15 protein-coding genes are annotated in these 18645 nt (G+C 65.4%); 9 read left to right on the forward strand and 6 right to left on the reverse strand.

The features are described 5' to 3' along the window. The first annotated feature begins 123 nt into the window (after nucleotides 1-123). From QYM46_RS03580 to QYM46_RS03595, 4 genes are all read left to right on the forward strand, one after another. Nucleotides 124-963 (forward strand): urea carboxylase-associated family protein, encoded by an 840-nt coding sequence (locus QYM46_RS03580; protein ID WP_432790888.1) that lies wholly within the window; start codon nucleotides 124-126, stop codon nucleotides 961-963. Between the two features lie 28 nt (nucleotides 964-991). Then, complete coding sequence (locus QYM46_RS03585; protein WP_432790889.1) at nucleotides 992-1906, forward strand: arylamine N-acetyltransferase family protein; 915 nt, start codon at nucleotides 992-994, stop codon at nucleotides 1904-1906. 54 nt (nucleotides 1907-1960) lie between these two features. Beyond that, the gene (locus QYM46_RS03590; protein ID WP_432790890.1) at nucleotides 1961-2812 is read left to right on the forward strand and encodes a helix-turn-helix domain-containing protein; all 852 of its coding nucleotides are present in this window, start codon (nucleotides 1961-1963) and stop codon (nucleotides 2810-2812) included. 80 nt (nucleotides 2813-2892) lie between these two features. Beyond that, nucleotides 2893-3300, forward strand: a complete 408-nt coding sequence (locus QYM46_RS03595; protein ID WP_169251355.1) for a VOC family protein — start codon at nucleotides 2893-2895, stop codon at nucleotides 3298-3300. A 31-nt stretch (nucleotides 3301-3331) separates the two neighbouring features. Here QYM46_RS03595 and QYM46_RS03600 read toward each other — a convergent pair whose 3' ends face one another. After that, a complete protein-coding gene (locus QYM46_RS03600) occupies nucleotides 3332-4492 on the reverse strand; it encodes a GAF domain-containing protein (RefSeq protein WP_169251356.1) in 1161 nt (386 codons plus the stop codon). 156 nt (nucleotides 4493-4648) lie between these two features. Between QYM46_RS03600 and QYM46_RS03605 the strand changes: the two genes are divergently transcribed. Continuing rightward, the gene (locus tag QYM46_RS03605) at nucleotides 4649-6463 is read left to right on the forward strand and encodes a flavin-containing monooxygenase (protein ID WP_432790891.1); all 1815 of its coding nucleotides are present in this window, start codon (nucleotides 4649-4651) and stop codon (nucleotides 6461-6463) included. A gap of 169 nt (nucleotides 6464-6632) precedes the next feature. Here QYM46_RS03605 and QYM46_RS03610 read toward each other — a convergent pair whose 3' ends face one another. After that, a complete protein-coding gene (locus QYM46_RS03610) occupies nucleotides 6633-7673 on the reverse strand; it encodes an endonuclease domain-containing protein (protein WP_432790892.1) in 1041 nt (346 codons plus the stop codon). A 115-nt stretch (nucleotides 7674-7788) separates the two neighbouring features. Further along, nucleotides 7789-8310 (reverse strand): TetR/AcrR family transcriptional regulator, encoded by a 522-nt coding sequence (locus QYM46_RS03615; protein ID WP_432790893.1) that lies wholly within the window; start codon nucleotides 8308-8310, stop codon nucleotides 7789-7791. A 219-nt stretch (nucleotides 8311-8529) separates the two neighbouring features. On the opposite strand from QYM46_RS03615, the gene QYM46_RS03620 reads away from it, so the two are divergent. Then, the gene (locus tag QYM46_RS03620) at nucleotides 8530-10074 is read left to right on the forward strand and encodes an MFS transporter (RefSeq protein WP_432790894.1); all 1545 of its coding nucleotides are present in this window, start codon (nucleotides 8530-8532) and stop codon (nucleotides 10072-10074) included. 280 nt (nucleotides 10075-10354) lie between these two features. Here the strand turns inward: QYM46_RS03620 and QYM46_RS03625 are convergent, their stop codons facing one another. Genes QYM46_RS03625 through QYM46_RS03635 form a run of 3 tightly spaced genes read right to left on the reverse strand, consistent with a single transcriptional unit; the run spans nucleotide 10355 to nucleotide 13609 of the window. After that, nucleotides 10355-11902, reverse strand: coding sequence for a tripartite tricarboxylate transporter permease (locus tag QYM46_RS03625; RefSeq protein WP_432790895.1), 1548 nt, complete (start codon nucleotides 11900-11902; stop codon nucleotides 10355-10357). A 1-nt stretch (nucleotide 11903) separates the two neighbouring features. Continuing rightward, entirely contained in the window at nucleotides 11904-12575 is a 672-nt protein-coding gene (locus QYM46_RS03630; protein ID WP_432790896.1) for a tripartite tricarboxylate transporter TctB family protein, read from the reverse strand. Then, a complete protein-coding gene (locus tag QYM46_RS03635) occupies nucleotides 12572-13609 on the reverse strand; it encodes a Bug family tripartite tricarboxylate transporter substrate binding protein (protein ID WP_432790898.1) in 1038 nt (345 codons plus the stop codon). Before QYM46_RS03635 ends, QYM46_RS03630 begins: the two co-directional genes overlap by 4 nt. A gap of 272 nt (nucleotides 13610-13881) precedes the next feature. On the opposite strand from QYM46_RS03635, the gene QYM46_RS03640 reads away from it, so the two are divergent. The 3 genes from QYM46_RS03640 (at nucleotide 13882) to QYM46_RS03650 (ending at nucleotide 18640) form a co-directional block, all read left to right on the forward strand. Then, entirely contained in the window at nucleotides 13882-16275 is a 2394-nt protein-coding gene (locus QYM46_RS03640; RefSeq protein ID WP_432790900.1) for a S9 family peptidase, read from the forward strand. Between the two features lie 265 nt (nucleotides 16276-16540). After that, the gene (locus QYM46_RS03645) at nucleotides 16541-17518 is read left to right on the forward strand and encodes an ABC transporter substrate-binding protein (protein ID WP_432790902.1); all 978 of its coding nucleotides are present in this window, start codon (nucleotides 16541-16543) and stop codon (nucleotides 17516-17518) included. 138 nt (nucleotides 17519-17656) lie between these two features. Next, on the forward strand, nucleotides 17657-18640 hold the full coding sequence (locus QYM46_RS03650) for an ABC transporter permease (RefSeq protein WP_432790903.1): 984 nt from the start codon (nucleotides 17657-17659) through the stop codon (nucleotides 18638-18640). Nucleotides 18641-18645: the final 5 nt, after the last annotated feature.

Here is an 18645-nt window from a genome sequence, read left to right on the forward strand (position 1 = left end):
CGCGGCTCATTCACCTGCGTCGGCTCTCTGATTTCAGCATAGACCCGACGACCACCGTCTTGGACAGCCGGTGAGAAGCTGGCATCGTTGCAGGCAACACGACTACGGAGGAGGACGCGTCCAATGGCTCAGAGCCGTCTGCAGGAAGCCGCCTATCAGGGCCCCGCGCTCGAGGTCGACAGTGACTTCTACTCACAGATCGGTGAAGACACCCAGTCCCGGGAAATCATCGACGAGTTCACCATCCCCATCCGCTCCGGACAGGCATGGGACGTCCCCGCCGGCCACGTCTGCCGCATCTCCACCGTCGACGGCCCGCAGGTCGGCGACCTCAATCTGTGGAATCGCTACGATCCCAGGGAACGCTTCTGGGCGTCACGGACACGACAAGTCCAGGCCGCGCACGTGTCCACATTCGACCGCCTGTGGTCGACGCTGCCGTTTCTGCGACCGATGGCCACCATCGTCGGAGACACACTGTCCGACTACGGCATCGACCCGGAGGGCGGTCGCGTGCACGACACCTTGGGCACCCGATGCGACCCGTATGTGTCGCAGATGCTGAGCGGCGTCGACTTCGACTACCACTGCCATTCGAACCTCGTCCGCGCGATCCTGCCCTACGGCCTCACCGAATTCGACGTCCACGATGTGCTCAACGTCTTCCAGTGCACGGGGCTGAACAGCAACGACGAATACTTCATGAAGACCTGCCCGGCACGCCCGGGCGACCACTTCGAGTTCTTCGCCGAACAAGACCTGCTCGCGGCCCTGTCCACCTGCCCCGGCGGAGATCTGTCCGCACCGATGTTCGGTGACGGCTCGTCCGATCCGGTGGAGAACTGCCACCCACTGCAGGTCACGGTCTATCGGCTCCCCGAGGACCTCCTCGGCGAGTGGGAGCAGCCGAGCTCACCGAACTATCGAGGAGCCCACGGACTCCGACCCCAACCGTGGGCGTGAACTCGCGCCCGGAATGGAAGCACCCGCAATGACACCGTCATCGCTTGCAGCCCGGTATGCCGACCGGCTCGGACTCGACAGCTCGGAGGACGGACTGTGCCGTCGGGCGCACGGGACGATCGACGACATCGTCGACCTCATCGACGAGCTGCTGACCGCCCACGTCCGGTCGATCTGCTTCGAGAACCTCGACGTCATCGCCGCACGCGCGGCAGGGAAGTCGCGAGGCATTCCCACCGACCTCGACCCACTGACGGCGAAGCTCTTGGACGCCGGCCGCGGCGGCTACTGCCACGAACATGCGACACTCATCCGCGCCGTGCTCCGAGAGCTCGGGCTGAGCGCGCACCCGATCCTCGCCCGCGTTCACCTCGGCGACGGGAGGTCCGCGCCCGGACCGCTGACCCACCAGGCGACGATCGTCGAGATCAAGGGTCGGCGTTTCCTCGTCGACCCGGGGTTCGGCGGTGGGACGCCGCAGGCTGCACTCGCACTCGAGGCAGAGTCGAAACCGCGGACGACAGAGCACGGAGAGCACAGGATCGTCCCGGCCGACACCGTGCTGGAACCGGCGATGCGAGCGGAAGCCGACTGGGCGCTGCAGTCGCGGACCAGTGCTGACCAGGAGTTCCGCACCGTCTATGCCTTCGCGGATGTCCCACGTGAACAATCCGACCTCGAGGTGTCGAACTGGTTCACCGCGACGAAACCCGGCACGCGCTTCACCGGCGCACCGGTGGTGGCAAGGACGCTCGACAGCGGCGGCAAGGTGTCGCTCGAAGGTGACCAGCTGCGCAGCCTCCGCCCCGGTGACGAGCCCGAACGCATTGAGCGGACGGTGACCGATGCCGCCGACTTCGCCGCCGTTCTCCGTGGAGAATTCGGGCTCGACCTCGACCGATCGTTCACGGACCCGATCTGGGGCGTCGTCGAACGATCGTGACGGGCCGGGCCGATCACGCCCACCTGCCCGCACTCGCGGGTCTACACTGGCGCCATGTCCGCGTCGCGCACTGACGACCTGATCGGCCGGCCTCACCCGAGTCTGCGGCCGTTCGTGGGCGACTACGTCGGCTACGACATCTCCGGCGTCCCCGCGGGGACGCACCTCGGACTGCCATCGGGAACTCTGACCTTCATCGTCTCGATCGACGAACCACTGTGCCAGGTCGATGCGCTCACCGGCAGCCGTGAGCATTTCGACGTGCTGCTCGCCGGCCTCCACCTGCGCTCGACGCTCATCGCCCACCCCGGCACGATGTCGGGAATCCAGATCAATTTCAGCCCGTCGGCCCCACGGGCGTTCTTCGGAATCCCCGCCGCAGAATTCGCCCACCACAGCGTCGACCTCGCTCGGATCTCCCGGCCGCTGGCCGCGGAACTGCACGAGCGGGTCAACCTCGAGACCGAATGGTCCGCCCGCTTCGCCGCCATCGACGACGTGCTCACGCGCACGATCGATGACGCGAATCGTCCCCGCACCGAGGTGGCCGCCGCCTGGCATCGGATCGCCGACAGCCATGGCGGTCTGCCCGTCTCCCGCGTCGCCGACGACGTGGGATGGAGCAGGCGCCATCTGGGCAGCCAGTTCCGATCCGAATACGGGATCGGACTCAAGGACGCCGCCCGCATCGTCCGCTTCGATCGGGCGCGGAGGCTCATCCCGGACGGCCGGGGCAGTTTGGCGGAGATCGCTGTGAGCTGCGGCTATGCCGATCAAGCGCACCTCAACCGGGACTTCCAGGATTTCGTCGGTCTCAGCCCCAGCCGGTGGCTGGCCGCCGATGACGTGGCCCGGACCCGGACTGGGGGAACAGATTCGGTGGGGGCCGCCTCGGCGAGGGGATGACCTGTTCCCATTTGTCCAAGACCTGATGGTGGGTGTGCGTCGATGATGGAATTCCAACTGCGACGAACTCAGGAGTGACCATGTCCGAGAACCATGCCAACGTCTGGCCCACCTTCCGCTACCGCGATGCCAAAGCCGCGATCGCCTTCCTGCAGGAGGCGCTCGGCTTCGACGTCATCGCCGAATACACGAACGCCGACTATCCGGATCGCGTCGATCACGCAGAACTCGCTTGGCCCGAGGGTGGGGGAGTGATGCTCGGGTCCGTCCGCGACGACGGCGGGGTCATGACCAAGACGGGAGTCGCCTCGGGGTCGGTGTATCTGGCCTCCGGCAACGTCCGTGAGCTCCACCAGCGTGCGCTCGCCGCCGGTGCCACCGAGGTCATGGGACTGACCGAGCAGGACTACGGATCGCTCGACTTCGCCATCCAGGACCCCGAGGGCGTGCTGTGGTCGGTCGGCAGCTACCGCGGGGCCGGCACGTGACGGCTCGGACTGATCCGCATCGGCCCGAGAGTCACTCCACCCGTGCGTCGACGCCCTCGGCCCACCGGTAGGGGCGGGTGGCGAGCAGCGCACCGACGGATCGGCGCAGACGCGAGACCTCAGCGCGGACGGTGACCACATGGTCGCCGTCCCCGTAGAGGCGCTGGCTGAGATCGGCGGCACTGATCCCTGCAACCCCCGCCGAGGTGACCGCCGCCAGAATCTGCGCCCTCCGCGGCGTGAGCGGAACGACGAGGGGGTCGGTGCCGGAATGGATGTCGAGCACGGGTGGGTCCTGTCTCATCCGCAGAGTCACCGAGGCTCGACGGTCGCCGGTGGGCCGCAGCAGCCACCCGCCGGTGATCTTCTCCGGCAGGCACAGACCAGCACCGGGAATGAGGATCGAGCGGTCGGCAGCGGGGGCCTCGATGCGGTCGCGGCTGCGCACTCCCTGCTGGTAGGCCACCCATCCGGCCTCATCGACGACGAGGGCCGGGCCGGACGTGCCGGCGAGCATCGCCGACATCCGATCGCGCAAGGTGTTCAGTGCTTCCTGCTGCGCGATCATCAGCCGCGCCTCGGCCAGACGCACCGCCGTCGTCACCAAGGACTGCACGGCCGGGTGGAGGGTCATCGCCGGGCCGCTGATATCGACGACTCCCAACAGGGTTCCGTCATGCGGGTCGTGGACGGGCACGGCACTGCAGTACCAGGGATGCTGCGAGGCTTCGAAGTGCTCGGCGGAGAAGAGCTGGACGGGTGCCTCCTCGGTCAGCGCCGTGCCGATGGCATTCGTGCCGACCTTGACTTCGGACCAATGCGCTCCTTCGACGAATCCGAGCTCATCGGCTTGCCGTCTGGCCGATGCCGCACCGTCTCGCCACAGAATGACGCCGTCGGCATCGGTGACGACGAGGATGAACGGAGCCGCGTCCGGAGCCCGCAGCAGCACCGAGCGCATCTCCTCGACGACCAGTCGCAACCGCGACGTGCGCCGCCGAGTCTCCAGCTCGGCTTCATCGGCGACGATCCGCGCATTCGCACCATCCGGGTCCAGCCCCAAGCGCAGCATCCGATCCCACGAACGCCTGACCAGCGCGCGCGGTTGCACCGGCGGCGACGCCCCGGTGATCACGGCATCGTGAATGCGTGTCAGATCTCTGGCGAGATGCGCCAGATCCGGCTGAAGCATGCCTTGAGTATAAGACGGGAACGCATCTCTGACCATGGGGTCGGAACGTTGGTGAGAATCCCGGCCCGGCGCGAGCCTTGCAATCCGATGCAACTCTTCCGAGCCGTGAACGCCCGGCCTAGTTTGGAGTCACTGAACTCAATGAGGAGGAGTGACATGACAACGACGCTCGACCGTCCCCAGCTGACTGCCGACGACATCGCAATGAGGTGGCTGCAGGACTTCGAATCGGCGCTCAGCCGCAGGAACATTCCGGCCGCCGCCGGACTGTTCGCCACCGACAGCTACTGGAGGGACCTCGTGTCCTTCACCTGGAACCTCAAAACGGTGGAGAACCCCGACGGAGTCACCGACCTGCTCACCCACAATCTCGACCGGGTCTCACCGGAAGAATTCGAACTGGCCGAACCGGCGGCAACCGCCGACGGAGTGACGGAAGCATGGTTCACCTTCACCACCTCGGTGGGGCGAGGCAAAGGGCTGGTCCGCCTCATCGACGAAGACGGCATCAAGGCCTGGACCATGCTCACCTCGCTGCAGGAGATCGCCGGTCACGAGGAGCCGCGCGGCACCCGCCGGGCCAAGGGTGCCGAACACGGCGTAGATCCCGAGCGGAAGAGCTGGTCGGAGAAACTCGCCGAGGAGGACGCCGCCTGGGGTAAGACCGCCGATCCGTACATCCTCGGTGGCGGGCAGGGCGGGATCGCCCTCGGCGCTCGCCTCCGCCAACTCGGGGTGCCCTCCCTGGTCATCGATCGGTGGGAGCGGCCGGGTGACCAGTGGCGGTCGCGGTACAAGTCGCTGTGCCTGCACGATCCGGTCTGGTACGACCACCTGCCGTACCTGAAGTTCCCCGACAATTGGCCGGTGTTCGCACCGAAGGACAAGATCGCGGACTGGTTGGAGTTCTACACGAAGGTGATGGAGATTCCGTACTGGTCATCGACGACAGCCGCCTCGGCGACCTATGACGAAGCAGAAGGCCGGTGGACGGTCGAGGTCGACCGGAACGGAGAGAAAGTCACTCTGCGCCCGACCCATCTGGTGATGGCCACGGGCATGTCGGGCAAGCCGAGCATCCCCACTTTCCCGGGCTCGGACATCTTCGAGGGCGAGCAGCAGCATTCCTCGCAGCACCCGGGCCCTGACGCCTATGCGGGCAAGAAGGTCGTCGTCATCGGCAGCAACAACTCGGCCTTCGACATCTGCGGAGCCCTGTACGAGAACGGCGCCGACGTCACGATGGTGCAGCGCTCGAGCACGCACATCGTCAAGAGCGACTCGCTCGTGGAGATCGCGATGGGGGACTTGTACTCCGAACGCGCTCTTGAGAGCGGGGTGACGACGGAGAAGGCGGATCTCATCTTTGCGTCGCTGCCGTACCGGATCATGCACGAGTTCCAGATCCCGCTCTACGACCAGATCAAGGAAGCGGATAAGGACTTCTACCAGCGCATGGAAGATGCCGGGTTCGACCTCGATTTCGGCGACGACGAGTCCGGTCTGTTCCTCAAGTACCTGCGCCGGGGCTCGGGCTACTACATCGACGTCGGAGCCGCCGAGCTCGTCGCCGACGGCAAAGTGAAGTTGGCCAAAGGCCAGGTCGACCACCTGACTTCTGACTCGGTTGTGTTGGCGGACGGCACCGAGCTGCCGGCTGACCTCGTCGTCTATGCCACCGGCTACGGTTCGATGAACGGATGGGTCGCCGACCTTGTTGACCAGGAGACCGCGGACAAGGTCGGCAAATGCTGGGGGCTGGGATCGGAGACGACGAAGGACCCGGGCCCGTGGGAGGGCGAGCAGCGCAATATGTGGAAGCCCACCCAGCAGGAGAACCTGTGGTTCATGGGCGGCAACCTCCACCAGTCCCGCCACTACTCGCTCTACCTGGCATTGCAGCTCAAGGCCCGGCACGAAGGTATCGAGACTCCGGTGTACGGGCTGCAGGAGGTGCACCACCTGAGGTGACTCTCGCCCGAACCGGTCATCTTCGCTGCGTGCGGAGGCGTGTTATAGGAAGTTCCGGACGATCTGTGCTGATTTGGGCCTCAGTTTTCCGCACAGATCGTCCGGAACTTCCCATCTTTTAGCTGAATCTCGCCTGAGACGAGCGTCATTCCAGTCAGTCGCTGCATGGTCAACAGCCGCCACCACTGCCCCGGCCCGACCGAACGCGCGGCTCGAGACCCAAATGGTCACGAATCTGTGCCTCCAACAGGATGTAGTTGGCATTGCTCGTCACGTGGAGGACCGTCCAGCCTTCTGCACGGAGCGCTTCGTCGCGTCTGAGGTCGCTTTCTCTCTGCCGCTTCGATTCGAAGTGGTGACCGCCCTCGTACTCCAGCGCAAGCCGTGCGTCGGGATAGCCGAGGTCAGGTTCGACAATGCGCCCAAGGAGGCGGCTGGGAACATGAGGATGCACGACAGGTTCGGGAAGACCGACGTCGACGGCCCACAGCCGCAGGTCTGTCTCGGGTGGCGAATCAACAGTCGGACGGGCGAGGTTGGCCGCTTCCAAGAGGTGCTGTCGTCCGCGGAGGAATGAACGTGTGCGAACGCAGTCACGCAGTTCGTCGAGCCCGATCTGTGGTGGTCCGTGCCAGTTGCCGACGGCCGCGTCGCAGATTTTCACGAGGTCGCGTTGCGTCAGGTCGCCTGCGATTCCGATGATGACCTCTGCTGGAGCGAGAATGGGTAAGCTGAACCATTGCCTGACCGTCATGGTCGTCATTCGACGCAGAGTGATCCCTGGGAGTCTGATCCGACAATTGGGCTCTGTGACTGAGACATGGAGTTGCGACGTCAGCCAGGTGGAAGGAAGCGGCCAGCCGTAGAGCCGCGCGGCAAGGGCGTGGCTGGCAGCAATGTCCGGGTAGTGGAGGAGCGCGGCTCTGAGTCTCTGCGCATCAAACAGCCAGTCAGCATCGGCCCACGCCGGTACTGGGCGACGGTCGAACCGTTCGAGGTCCATCCGTACGCCGGGCAATACCTGCTGAAAGCGCTTCGAATGATAGAGGCTGTGCCGTGTGATGCCTCGTTCGATGTAGTCCCGGGTTCGGAACACCTCCGGAAAATCGTGCATCATCCAGCGAGAGTCAGCGTACATAGGAGCCAGCTTCGCCTGCCGGTCACTGAAAAGAAATGGCGAGAAACCAGCCTGTGGATAGAGAAGCGCCATCCACAGTCAGCTGTGTGCGAGTGATACAGCGGCCGCGGGCCGACTTCCGGACGATCTGTGCGGAAAGCTGAGGCAATAACCCGCACGAGACGTCCGGAACTCCATGGTGGGTGATTCAGAGCCCGAGGCGGGTGAGCACTCGCTTCACGTGCTCGAGGGCTTCATCCTGTGACAGCCCGAAGTTCTGATTGAAGTACATGCCGTCGCCGATGAGCTGGATCGTCATCGCCAGATCAGCATCGCCGAGGTGGTCGTTGAGTAAGTTGAACCACGCTTCCCTGGTCCTGCGCAGAGCCGCCTTGGCCTCCTCGTTCTCGAGCGCGAGGCATCCGGCGGCGATGAGGCTGCGGTCGAGGGGAGTACCGACCTCGGCCGAGGTCTCGAGGTAGTAGTAGTGAAGGCGTTCGCCGGCGGCCTTCATCTCTTCGATGTCCTCGTCGACCAGCTGGTCGAGCCGTTCCAAGCTGCCCTTGATGAGCTCGGCTTTCGAGCCGAAATGATAGAGAAGACCGCCCTTGGAGACTCCGGCCTTCGCAGCAACTGCGTCCAGAGTCGCTCCGGCTGTGCCGTGTTCGTCGAGGAGCGTATCGAAGGCGTCGAGCAGCTTCTCCTTGGTTGCGGTCGGATTGCGTGCCATGGCCACGAGCCTAGTCGATGGCGTGGCCCATGAGACTGACGGTGCGCCCGAAACCGGACCGAGGCGGTGAGGGGGCGGACCGATGGTGCCGGGCGGGGATGCGGGTAGGGACACGGTCATCGCCGAGGCGGTCGAGCACTCCGTGTATCTCCTGAGCGTGCGAATGCGGGTGACCTTTCCGCTTCCCAACTGTACCGTCCAGACGGTACAGTGGTGGGCATGACGACGACACTGACTCCACAGCTGCGTGCCGGTCGGCGCGAATGGGCCGGCCTTGCGGTGCTCATGATCCCCGTGCTGCTGATCTCGATCGACAACACGGTGCTCGGCTTCGCGATCCCCGCGATCAGCACCGGTCTGCATCCGACCGGCACGCAGCTGCTGTGGATCGTCGACATCTACGCGCTCATGCTCGCCGGTCTGTTGGTGGCCATGGGCAGCCTCGGCGATCGAGTCGGGCGTCGCAAACTGCTCATCATCGGGTCCGCCGGATTCGGTGCGGCCTCACTGCTCGCGGCGTTCTCCACCTCGGCCGAGATGCTCATCCTCGCTCGTGCACTGCTGGGCATCTTCGGGGCCACCCTCATGCCCTCGACGCTGTCACTCATCCGCAACATCTTCGACCACGACAAGGACCGCCGCATCGCGATCGCCACCTGGGCCGCGATGTTCTCCGGCGGTGCCGCTCTGGGTCCGATCGTCGGCGGCTTTCTGCTCGAGCACTTCCACTGGAGCTCGGTCTTCTTCATCAACCTGCCGCTCATCGCGCTCTTCATCCCCGCGGCCGCCATCCTGCTGCCCGAATCGCGCGATCCGAACCCCGGCCGCTTCGACCCGTTCTCCATCATCCTGTCGATGCTCGCCCTGGCCCCGCTCGTCTTCGCCATCAAACACAGCATGGCCTCTGGCGCCGACCTCCTCTTCTGGTTCACCCTGTCCGTGGCGATCGTCGCCGGCGCCAGCTTCGTCCTTCGCCAGCTCGCCACACCGAACCCGATGCTCGACGTCCGGCTGTTCGCGAACTCCGTGTTCACCTCGGCGGTGGTGTCGAACCTGCTGAGCGTCATGGGGCTGGCCGGGTTCCTCTACTTCGGCACCCAGCTGCTCCAGCTCGTGCTCGGGCTCTCTCCGATCGACGCCGCGCTTGTGCTCATCCCTGGGCTGATCACCTCGGTCGCGGCCGGCTACCTCGCGGTGCCGCTCATCGCCCGCTTCGAACCGCGCGTCGTCGTGCCCTGTGCGCTCGCGCTCAACGCCATCGGCATGGGCATCATCGCCTTCACCTCCGAACACTCCGTGATGGGACTGCTGCTGGCCTTCCTCATCCTCGGCATCGGACTCGGCGCCGCCGAGGTCATCACGAACGACCTCATCCTTGCCGCGGTCCCCGCTCACAAGGCCGGAGCCGCCTCGGCGATATCGGAGACCGCCTACGAATTCGGATCCGTCATGGGCACGACCGTGCTCGGCGGGCTCTCGACCTTCATGTACGGATCCGCGCTGCAGTCCGCGATCGGGGACACAGCCGACAGAGCCGAGTTCGATACGCTCGGCTCCGCCCTCGAATACGCGTCCGGACTGAGTTCCGCAGCAGGTGAGAGGATCACCGAGGCGGCTGTGTCGGCCTTCGACTTCGGCGTGCAGTGGGCCGCCGGTGCGGCCGTGGTCCTCGTCCTCATCGCCGCTGTGCTCACCAGCTTCGGTCTCAAGGGCGCCGGGCGACTCCTGCCGAGAGCATCCTCCCGATCTGATTCCGACCGCTGATCCCGCATCATGGGCAGTGGGCGCGGGGCAGAGCACGCTGGGCAGTGGACGCGGGGGAGAGCGCGCCCGGCAGTGGACTCCCCACGAAAATAGGTCAGCACCGGATACTTCCTGGGGGTAGAAAGTATCCGGTGCTGACCTATGTTCGACGCCATTTACGGCAAAGGACTGGGGAGACGATCCTCGGCACGGAGCCGGGACCATCTCCCCAGTCGCTGGTGATCGCCGCGGCCGGAACCGCACCCAGCAACCGCGGCGGCCCACGCCGCGGCCGCGGGGATCAGCCCTGCGACGAGTTCGCCGGAGCGAGCACCTCCTGTGTCGCCTGCTTCTGCCGCTTGCGGGCGAGCACTCGGCCGATGCCGGTGTAGACCAGAGCGGCGATGAGCACGAGGTAGATGACGATCGTGATCGGCGAGGACACCAAAGTCGACGCATCTCCGCCGGCCGCCAACAGGGCATCACGCAGGTTCGACTCGGCCAGGGGCCCGAGCACCATGCCGATCATCAGCGGCGCCAACGGCACACCGTAGCGCTTGAGCACGAAGCTCAGCACGCCGATGCCCAGCAGGATGAGCAGCTCGAATGTCGAGGCGGACGTTGCATAGATGCCCAGGCCGCAGAAGACCGCGATGCCGCCGTAGAGGTACGGGTCCGGGATCTTCAGCAGCTTCGCCCACAGCGGAGCGAACGGCAGGTTGATGATGAGCAGGACGATCATCGCGACGAAGAAGCTCGCCAGCAGACCCCAGACGAGCTCGGGGGAGCGGTCGAAGAGCAGCGGACCGGGCTGGATGCCGTACTGACGGAACGCCGCGAGCATGATCGCCGCCGTCGCCGAGATCGGCAGACCCAGAGCCAACAGCGCACCCATCGCGATGCCCGTCGTCGCCGATCCGGCCGCCTCGGGGGCGGCAAGACCACGGATCGCGCCCTGTCCGAACTGCGGATCCTTCCGCCGGGAATCGAGCTTGCGCTCCAGGCCGTAGGCCATGAACGTCGGTACATCGGCACCGCCGACGGGGATGACGCCGAAAGGCAGACCGATCGCCGTGCCGCGCAGCCACGCCGGCAGAGCTTCGCCGACCTCCTTGCGGGAGAGGAACGGGCGGCCCGAGGAGCTGACTGTGTTGTCCGTGGCCTGGCGGCGGATCCGGGAGGCGATGAAGAACACTTCGCCCAGCGCCAGCACACCGACCGTCACCGTGACCAGCGAAACACCGTCGAAGAGTTCGGGGACGCCGAGAGTGAACCGCTCCGTGCCCGAAACCGAGTCGATGCCGATGACGGTGAAGCCGATGCCCAGCACCAGAGCCGTGAGCCCCTTGAGCACCGAATCGGCGACCACCGAGGAGGTGGCGACGAAGGCGAACAGGGCAAGGGCGAAGAACTCGGCCGGGCCGAAGCTCGTCGACAGATCCGCTAACGCGGGAGCGACGAAGACGACGAGGAAGCAGGAGATGAACCCGCCGATGAATGCGCCGATCGCAGCGGTGGCCAGAGCCTGCGGGGCCCGCCCGGATTTGGCCATCTTGTGGCCTTCGAACGTCGAGGCGATCGCAGAGGCCTGACCCGGGGTGTTCATGAGGATGGCCATCGTCGAGTCGCCGAAGAGCCCACCGAAGTAGACGCCGGCGAACATGATGAACGCGCCTGTGGGGTCGAGGGCAAAGGTCATCGGCAGCAGCAGAGCCACGGCCATCGACGACCCGAGGCCCGGCAGCACGCCGACGGCGGTGCCGAGGAAGCAGCCGACGAACACCCACAGCAGGTTCATCGGGGTCAGAGCGTGTGCGAAGCCTTCGAAGAGGGACATGAGAGCGTCCATATCAGAAGCCACCTCCCAGAATTCCCGAAGGAAGGTTGAGTCCCAGCATCACCGCGAAGGCGATGTAGACCAGGGACGAGAACGTCAGTGCCAGAGTGAGGTCGAACAGCGGCTTCTTCGATCCCATCGACCGGGCCACACACCAGAACAGCAGCGCTGCGGCGATGATCCACCCGGCGAATTCGAGGATGAGGGCGAACGCCGCGAAACCGCCGGCGCCCCAGGCCAGGGACACGAAGTCACTGTGAGTGCGGTGCGTCGAATCGGCCCTGCGGGCCGCGGCCAGGGCTGCGCGGTCGTCCTCGGGTTCGTCCTCCTCATGAGGGGTGAGTCGAGAGGCCGCGACCGCCGAGGTGACCGGAGTCGAGAACGCCTTGTCCTCTTCGACCTGGGCCGGTACCGCATCGTCGACGTCGACGTCGACGGGTTCGGGATTGCGGATATAGGCAATGACCAGCAGGACCGTCAGCGCGTAGCCGACGAGCATGATGATCGTCGGGAAGAACTGCGGACCCGGTTTGTCCGCATCCGCAGGCACGTCCATCGTGAGGATGCCGACGAGCAGATAGGTCGAGAATGCACCCATGATGAGGGGAACGATGAGTCCTGACCGTCCCTGCCACCAGGTTCCCGCGCCGAGGTGGCCCGTGCGTTTCGTCGTCTGTGCGCTCACAGTCCCAACTCCTTCAGCAGCTTCTCCACCCGTGACGAGTCCTCCTTGATGAACTCGGCGAACTCGTCGCCGGTCAGCCACACGTCGGTCCACTTGTTCCGTTCGAGGGCGTCCTTCCAGGCCGCGCTGTCGCGGGTCTTCTGGAGGATGTCGAGCAGCTGGCCGGATTCCTCGCCGGTGATGTCCGGGGCGCCGAGCCAGCCGCGCCAGTTCGTCAGCGTGACCTCATAGCCCTGTTCGGACATCGTCGGCACCTCGTCGAAGCCCTCGATCCGCTTCGGGGCGGCCACGCCGATGGCTTTGACGCGTCCGGCTTCGATCTGGTCGGAGACCTCGTTGAAGCCGCAGGAGGCGAAGTCGGTGGTCCCCGAGAGCAGCGTCTGGATCGCTTCGCCGCCGCCGGACTTCGGGATGTAGGTGATGTCGGACGCGGCGATCCCGCCGAGGAGCGCGAGCTGCGCGATCGTGAGATGGTCGACCGAACCCGCCGAACCGCCCGTCCACACGAGTCCCTTCGGGTCCTTCTTCCATGCGCCGATGACATCGTCGATCGTATTGTGCGGGGAATCGGCGGCGGCGATGAGGACGTCGTAGTCCTCGGCCACGCGGGCCATCAGGGTGGTGTTGTCGAATCCGACCGGCGACTTGTTCAGGGCGATCCCGCCGACCATGGCGGTGCCGGTGGCCAGGATCGTGTCCGCCTGGCCGTGCATCGTCGAGAACTTGCCGAGGCCGATCGTGCCGCCGGCTCCGGGGATGTTGACGACCTGGGCGTTGTTGGCCAGCCGGTCGACGCGCATGGCCTGCTGGGTCTCGCGGGCAAAGCCGTCCCAGCCGCCGCCGGCGCCGGCCGGAGCGATGAGGGTGAGATTCGACGACAGGTCGCCCTTCGCCGAGGCGGCCCTGACCGAGTAGGTCGTTGCCGTTCCGATCGCTGCCAAGGCGATCGCCCCGTAGGCGATGCGTCCGAAGGTGCGTCGTGAGGGATGGGAGGATTCGACCGTCGAATCCTCGGGAGGTGGCGCCTGTGGCACGGTCTTCTCCTTTGAAGGCGAGTGTGATTCGAGACTCACCTTAGAGCTTGCTGAGTGTCCACTGCGAGCTTGTGCTCGCTCTGCGCGTTCTGCTCATTGAGCGCGTTGAGTGCATTCTGCGCACAGCGGGTCATCGCTGCGCGGCGTCGCCTGGTCGTCGCGGCCCGTCTGTGTGTGATCATTCCACCGAGGTATAACAGCGAAGATCGGGGAAACGCCTCGGCTGACTGGCCGCAGACGAGGTGAACGGGCGGAGTGACTAGGGTGGGACCATGACTGATGCCGATTCTCCTGCCACCGTTCCTGCAGCACAGACCCCGTCCGGGGCCGGGGCCGACGCCGGGACCAAGTCCGAGACCGGGACCTCGACAGCGACCACCCCCGCTTCTGCGCCGGTGGCGAAGAAGGTTCCCTTCGAGCGCACCCACCACGGCCATACCTTCATCGACCATTACGAGTGGATGCGTGAGAAGGAGTCGCCCGAAGTCATCGCCCACCTCGAAGCAGAGAACGACTGGACGAGCGCACAGACGGCTCACCTCGAAGGCCTCCGAGATTCGATCTTCACCGAGATCAAGACGCGCATCAAAGAGACCGATATGTCCGTGCCCAACCGACGCGGGAACTACTGGTACTTCTCCCGCACGAAGGCCGGGCTCGACTACGGCATCAGCGTCCGGATCCCCATCTCCGGGCCCGATGACTGGACGCCGCCCGAGGTCGGCGAAGAACCTCTGCCCGGTGAAGAAGTCGTTTTCGACTCGAACATCGCCGCCGCCGGTCAGGAGTTCTTCTCCCTCGGCTCCTTCTCACTTTCGGACGACGGCAGCAGACTCCTCTACGGTGTCGACACCACCGGCGACGAACGCTACACCCTCCGACTCCGCGACCTGGTCACAGGAGATGACCTCGCCGACACGATCGAGGGCACCTTTGCCGGGGCCTCCCTCGACCCGAGCGGTCGCTTCGTCTTCTACACCACCGTCGACGACGCCTGGCGGCCGGAGAAGGTGTGGCGCCACGTGGTCGGCACCGACAGCAGCGACGACGTGTGCATCTTCCACGAACCCGATGAGCGCTTCTTCGTCGGCTCGGGATTCTCACGTTCGGGCCGGATGATGTTCGTCGTCACCGGGTCGAAGACGACCACCGGGTACTGGAGCATCAGCGTCGACGACCTCGAAGCCGAACCGCAGGAGATCTGGCCCCGCGTCGACGGAGTCGAATACACCGTCGAGCACGCCGTCATCGGCGGTGAGGACCGATTCCTCATCACCCACAACCGCAATCGCGCCGATTTCGAGCTCGTCGACGTCCCCGCCGCGGACCCGACCGCGCCCGGTCGCGACGTCATCGTCACCGAAGCCGCAGGCAGCAACGGAGAGCTGCTCAACGGAAAGCTGCGCAGCGGCGAAACGCACAACGGCGAACTGCGGGTCGATGACCTGCGCATCGAAGATGTCGACGCCTTCGCCGACTTCATCGTGCTCAGCTACCGTCGCGGCGGCTTCGCCCGCGTCGGCATCATCCGCCTCGGCGATGCCTCCTCACCCTTCGGATCGCTGCAGGAACTGCCCTTCGGCCGGGAGACCGGAACCCTGTCACTGGGCGGCAATCCCGAATTCGCACAGACGAGCATCCGACTGCATTTCACCTCCATGTCGACGCCCGCGGTGCTCTATTCGCACAGCGTCGCAGACGGCACTGACACGGTCCTCAAGCGTCAGCCCGTTCTCGGATCCGTCGACCTCGACGCCTACACCGAAACCCTCCTGTGGGCGAAGGCCGGCGACGGCACCGACATCCCGATCTCGGTGGTCTTCCGCAAGGACCTGCACCGATCCGACGAACACGACGAACACGGCGAACACGGCAATCCCGCCTCGACGGAGGACGCAGCGGACGGAGTCGGCGCGGACGAGGCGAACGGCAGAGCCGCCTCGGCGAAACCGCTGCTCCTCTACGGGTACGGCTCGTATGAGGCGAGCATGGACCCGTACTTCTCGGTCTCGCGGCTGTCGCTGCTCGACCGCGGCGTCGTCTTCGCCATCGCGCACGTGCGCGGCGGCGGCGAAATGGGCCGACACTGGTACGACCAGGGCAAGACGACGGCGAAGAAGAACACGTTCACCGACTTCATCGACGTCGCCCGCCACCTCATCGACACCGGGTGGACGAGTCCGGATCGGCTCGTGGCCAGCGGCGGATCGGCCGGGGGCCTGCTCATGGGTGCGATTGCGAACATGGCGCCCGAGCTCTTCGCCGGAATCAGCGCCGACGTGCCCTTCGTCGACGCGCTGACCTCGATCCTCATGCCCGAGCTGCCGCTGACCGTCATCGAATGGGAGGAGTGGGGCGACCCGCTGCATGATCCGGAGGTCTACGAGTACATGCGCTCGTACTCTCCCTACGAAAACGTCACCGAGGCGGCCTACCCGCAGATCTTGGCCGTGACCTCGCTCAACGACACCCGGGTCCTCTACGTCGAACCCGCGAAATGGGTCGCCCGACTCCGCGAGGTCGGTGCGAACGCCCTGCTCAAGACTGAAATGGTCGCCGGGCACGGCGGGGTCTCCGGGCGGTATGACGCCTGGAAGGAAGTCGCCTTCGAATACGCCTGGATCCTCGACGTGCTGGGACGATCGGACGTCGAAACAGAGCCCTGAGGGGACGACTGTCGCCGCAGATAACGATACTGGGACGATTGTCTCCAAAACCCGGATTCGGCACCCGGTGTCAGTGCCGGGCCATAGAGTGGATATCATCACATTCGACGTGATGCGCGTCATGAACTCAGAACGGTCTGAGTGACGGCGGCGCATCATTCATCTGCATTGCCGTCACTGTCCTTGCCCGCGAGGAGCGACGGTGTCGAATGCAGAATTCGTGACGGATCCGCACCGGCGGACCGAAATTCCGAAAGGGAGAAGAATGCGTCTCAGCAAAGTGGCCACAGCGATGGTGGCAGTCGGTTCGATTCTTGCGGTTTCGGCCTGCGGCGGCGGTGAGAGCGGTGGCGGCGAAGGCGATTCGTTCTCCATCGGCGTCTCGCAGCTCGTGCAGCACCCGGCGCTCGACGCCGCCACCGAAGGCTTCAAGAAGTCCTTCGAGGATGCCGGCGTCGACGTCGAATGGGACGTGCAGAACGCCCAGGGCGAACAGGCCAATGCGACCTCGATCGCACAGCAGTTCGCCAGCGACGACCTCGACCTCGTCCTCGCCGTCGCCACCCCGGCCGCTCAGGCCGCAGCCCAGGCGATCACCGACAAGCCCGTGCTCTTCACCGCCGTCACCGACGCCGAAGAAGCCGGACTCGTCGATTCCAATGACAGCCCCGGCGGCAACGTCACCGGCACCTCCGACCTCAATCCGGTCGAAGAGCAGCTGAAGCTGGTCAAGGACGTCAAACCCGATGCGAAGACCGTCGGCATCGTCTACAGCTCCGGCGAGGTCAACTCGCAGGTGCAGGTCGATCTCGCGAAGAAGGCGGCAGAGGGCCTCGATGTGAAGATCAAGGAAGCGACGATCGCGAACTCGGGCGAGCTCGCTCAGGCCGTGGACTCGCTCGGCAAGGTCGACGCCTACTACGTGCCCACCGACAACAACGTCGTTTCGGCAGTGTCGACCATGGTCCAGGCGGCAGAGAAGAACAAGGCTCTGCTCGTCGGGTCGGAGGCCGGCCAGGTCGAGTCCGGCGCGGCGATCACCCGCGGCATCGACTACACGAAGCTCGGCGAACAGACCGGCGAAATGGCTCTGAAGATCCTCCAGGACGGAAAGAAGCCCGCCGAAATGCCCGTCGAGACCAGCTCGAACCTCGAGCTCGTCGTCAACCCGAAGGCCGCCGAGGCCCAGGGCGCCGAGATTCCGCAGAAACTCGTCGACGAGGCCGACAAGGTCATCGAGTAACCGACACCAACCGTGACCCGGTGCAGGGAGTCCTGAACTCCTCGACTGCACCAACGTCACCGGCCCCGAGGTCGCCGGCGCTGACACCGACGACCTCGGGGCCACCATGAACCACACACCAGAAATGAACGGAAACCCATGTTCGGAGCATTGGAGCTCGGGCTCATCTACGGCGCGATGGCGCTCGGGGTCTATCTGACCTTCAAGGTCCTCAACTTCCCCGACCTCACCGTCGACGGAAGCTTCACCACGGGCGGCGCCACCGCAGCCTCCCTCATCATCGCCGGGGTCAACCCCTTCCTGGCCACGCTCGCGGCGATCGGCGCCGGACTCATCGCCGGCTACATCACCGGCCTGCTTCACACTAAAGGCGGCATCGACGGACTGCTCGCCGGAATCCTCACCATGATCGGCCTGTGGTCGATCAACCTACGGATCATGGGGAAGGCGAACCTGCCGCTCCTGCGAGAAGACACCGTGTTCACCCCGCTGCGCGAGAACATGCTCATGGGCACCTGGGGGTCGATTGCGATCCTGCTCGCCTTCGCCCTCATCCTCAAGTTCGCCATCGACTGGTTCCTCACCACCGATCTCGGACTGGCCATCCAGGCCACCGGCAACAACAAAGAGATGATCCGCAGCCTCGGCGTCAACACCGACAACTCGACGATGCTCACCCTGGCACTTTCGAACGGATTCGTCGCACTCTGCGGAGCGCTCGTCGCTCAGTACCAGGGGTTCTCCGATATCAGCATGGGCATCGGCCTCATCCTCGTCGGACTCGCCTCGGTGATCCTCGGCCAGGCCGTGTTCGGCAGCCGCAACATCGTCATGGCCAGCCTCGGCGCACTCCTCGGGTCGGTCGTCTACCGGCTCATCATCTTCCTCGCCCTGCGTGCGGGCCTGGATACGAACGATATGAAGCTGACGACCGCGCTGCTCGTCGTCATCGCACTGCTGCTGCCCAGGTGGGGATTCCTCAAACGGATCCCCTCACTGCGCGGACGCGGAAACCGCGCGGCCGCCTCGGTGCCGGCGGGAACGACCGATATGAAAGACCCCGCCGAGGTCGCCGACATCCCCGCCGGCGCGACCGGCTCCAGAGCCGGGAAGGAGATCTGAGACCC

Source organism: Brevibacterium sp. K11IcPPYGO002 (assembly GCF_050920635.1).
In the GTDB taxonomy this organism is placed as follows: Bacteria; Actinomycetota; Actinomycetes; order Actinomycetales; family Brevibacteriaceae; genus Brevibacterium.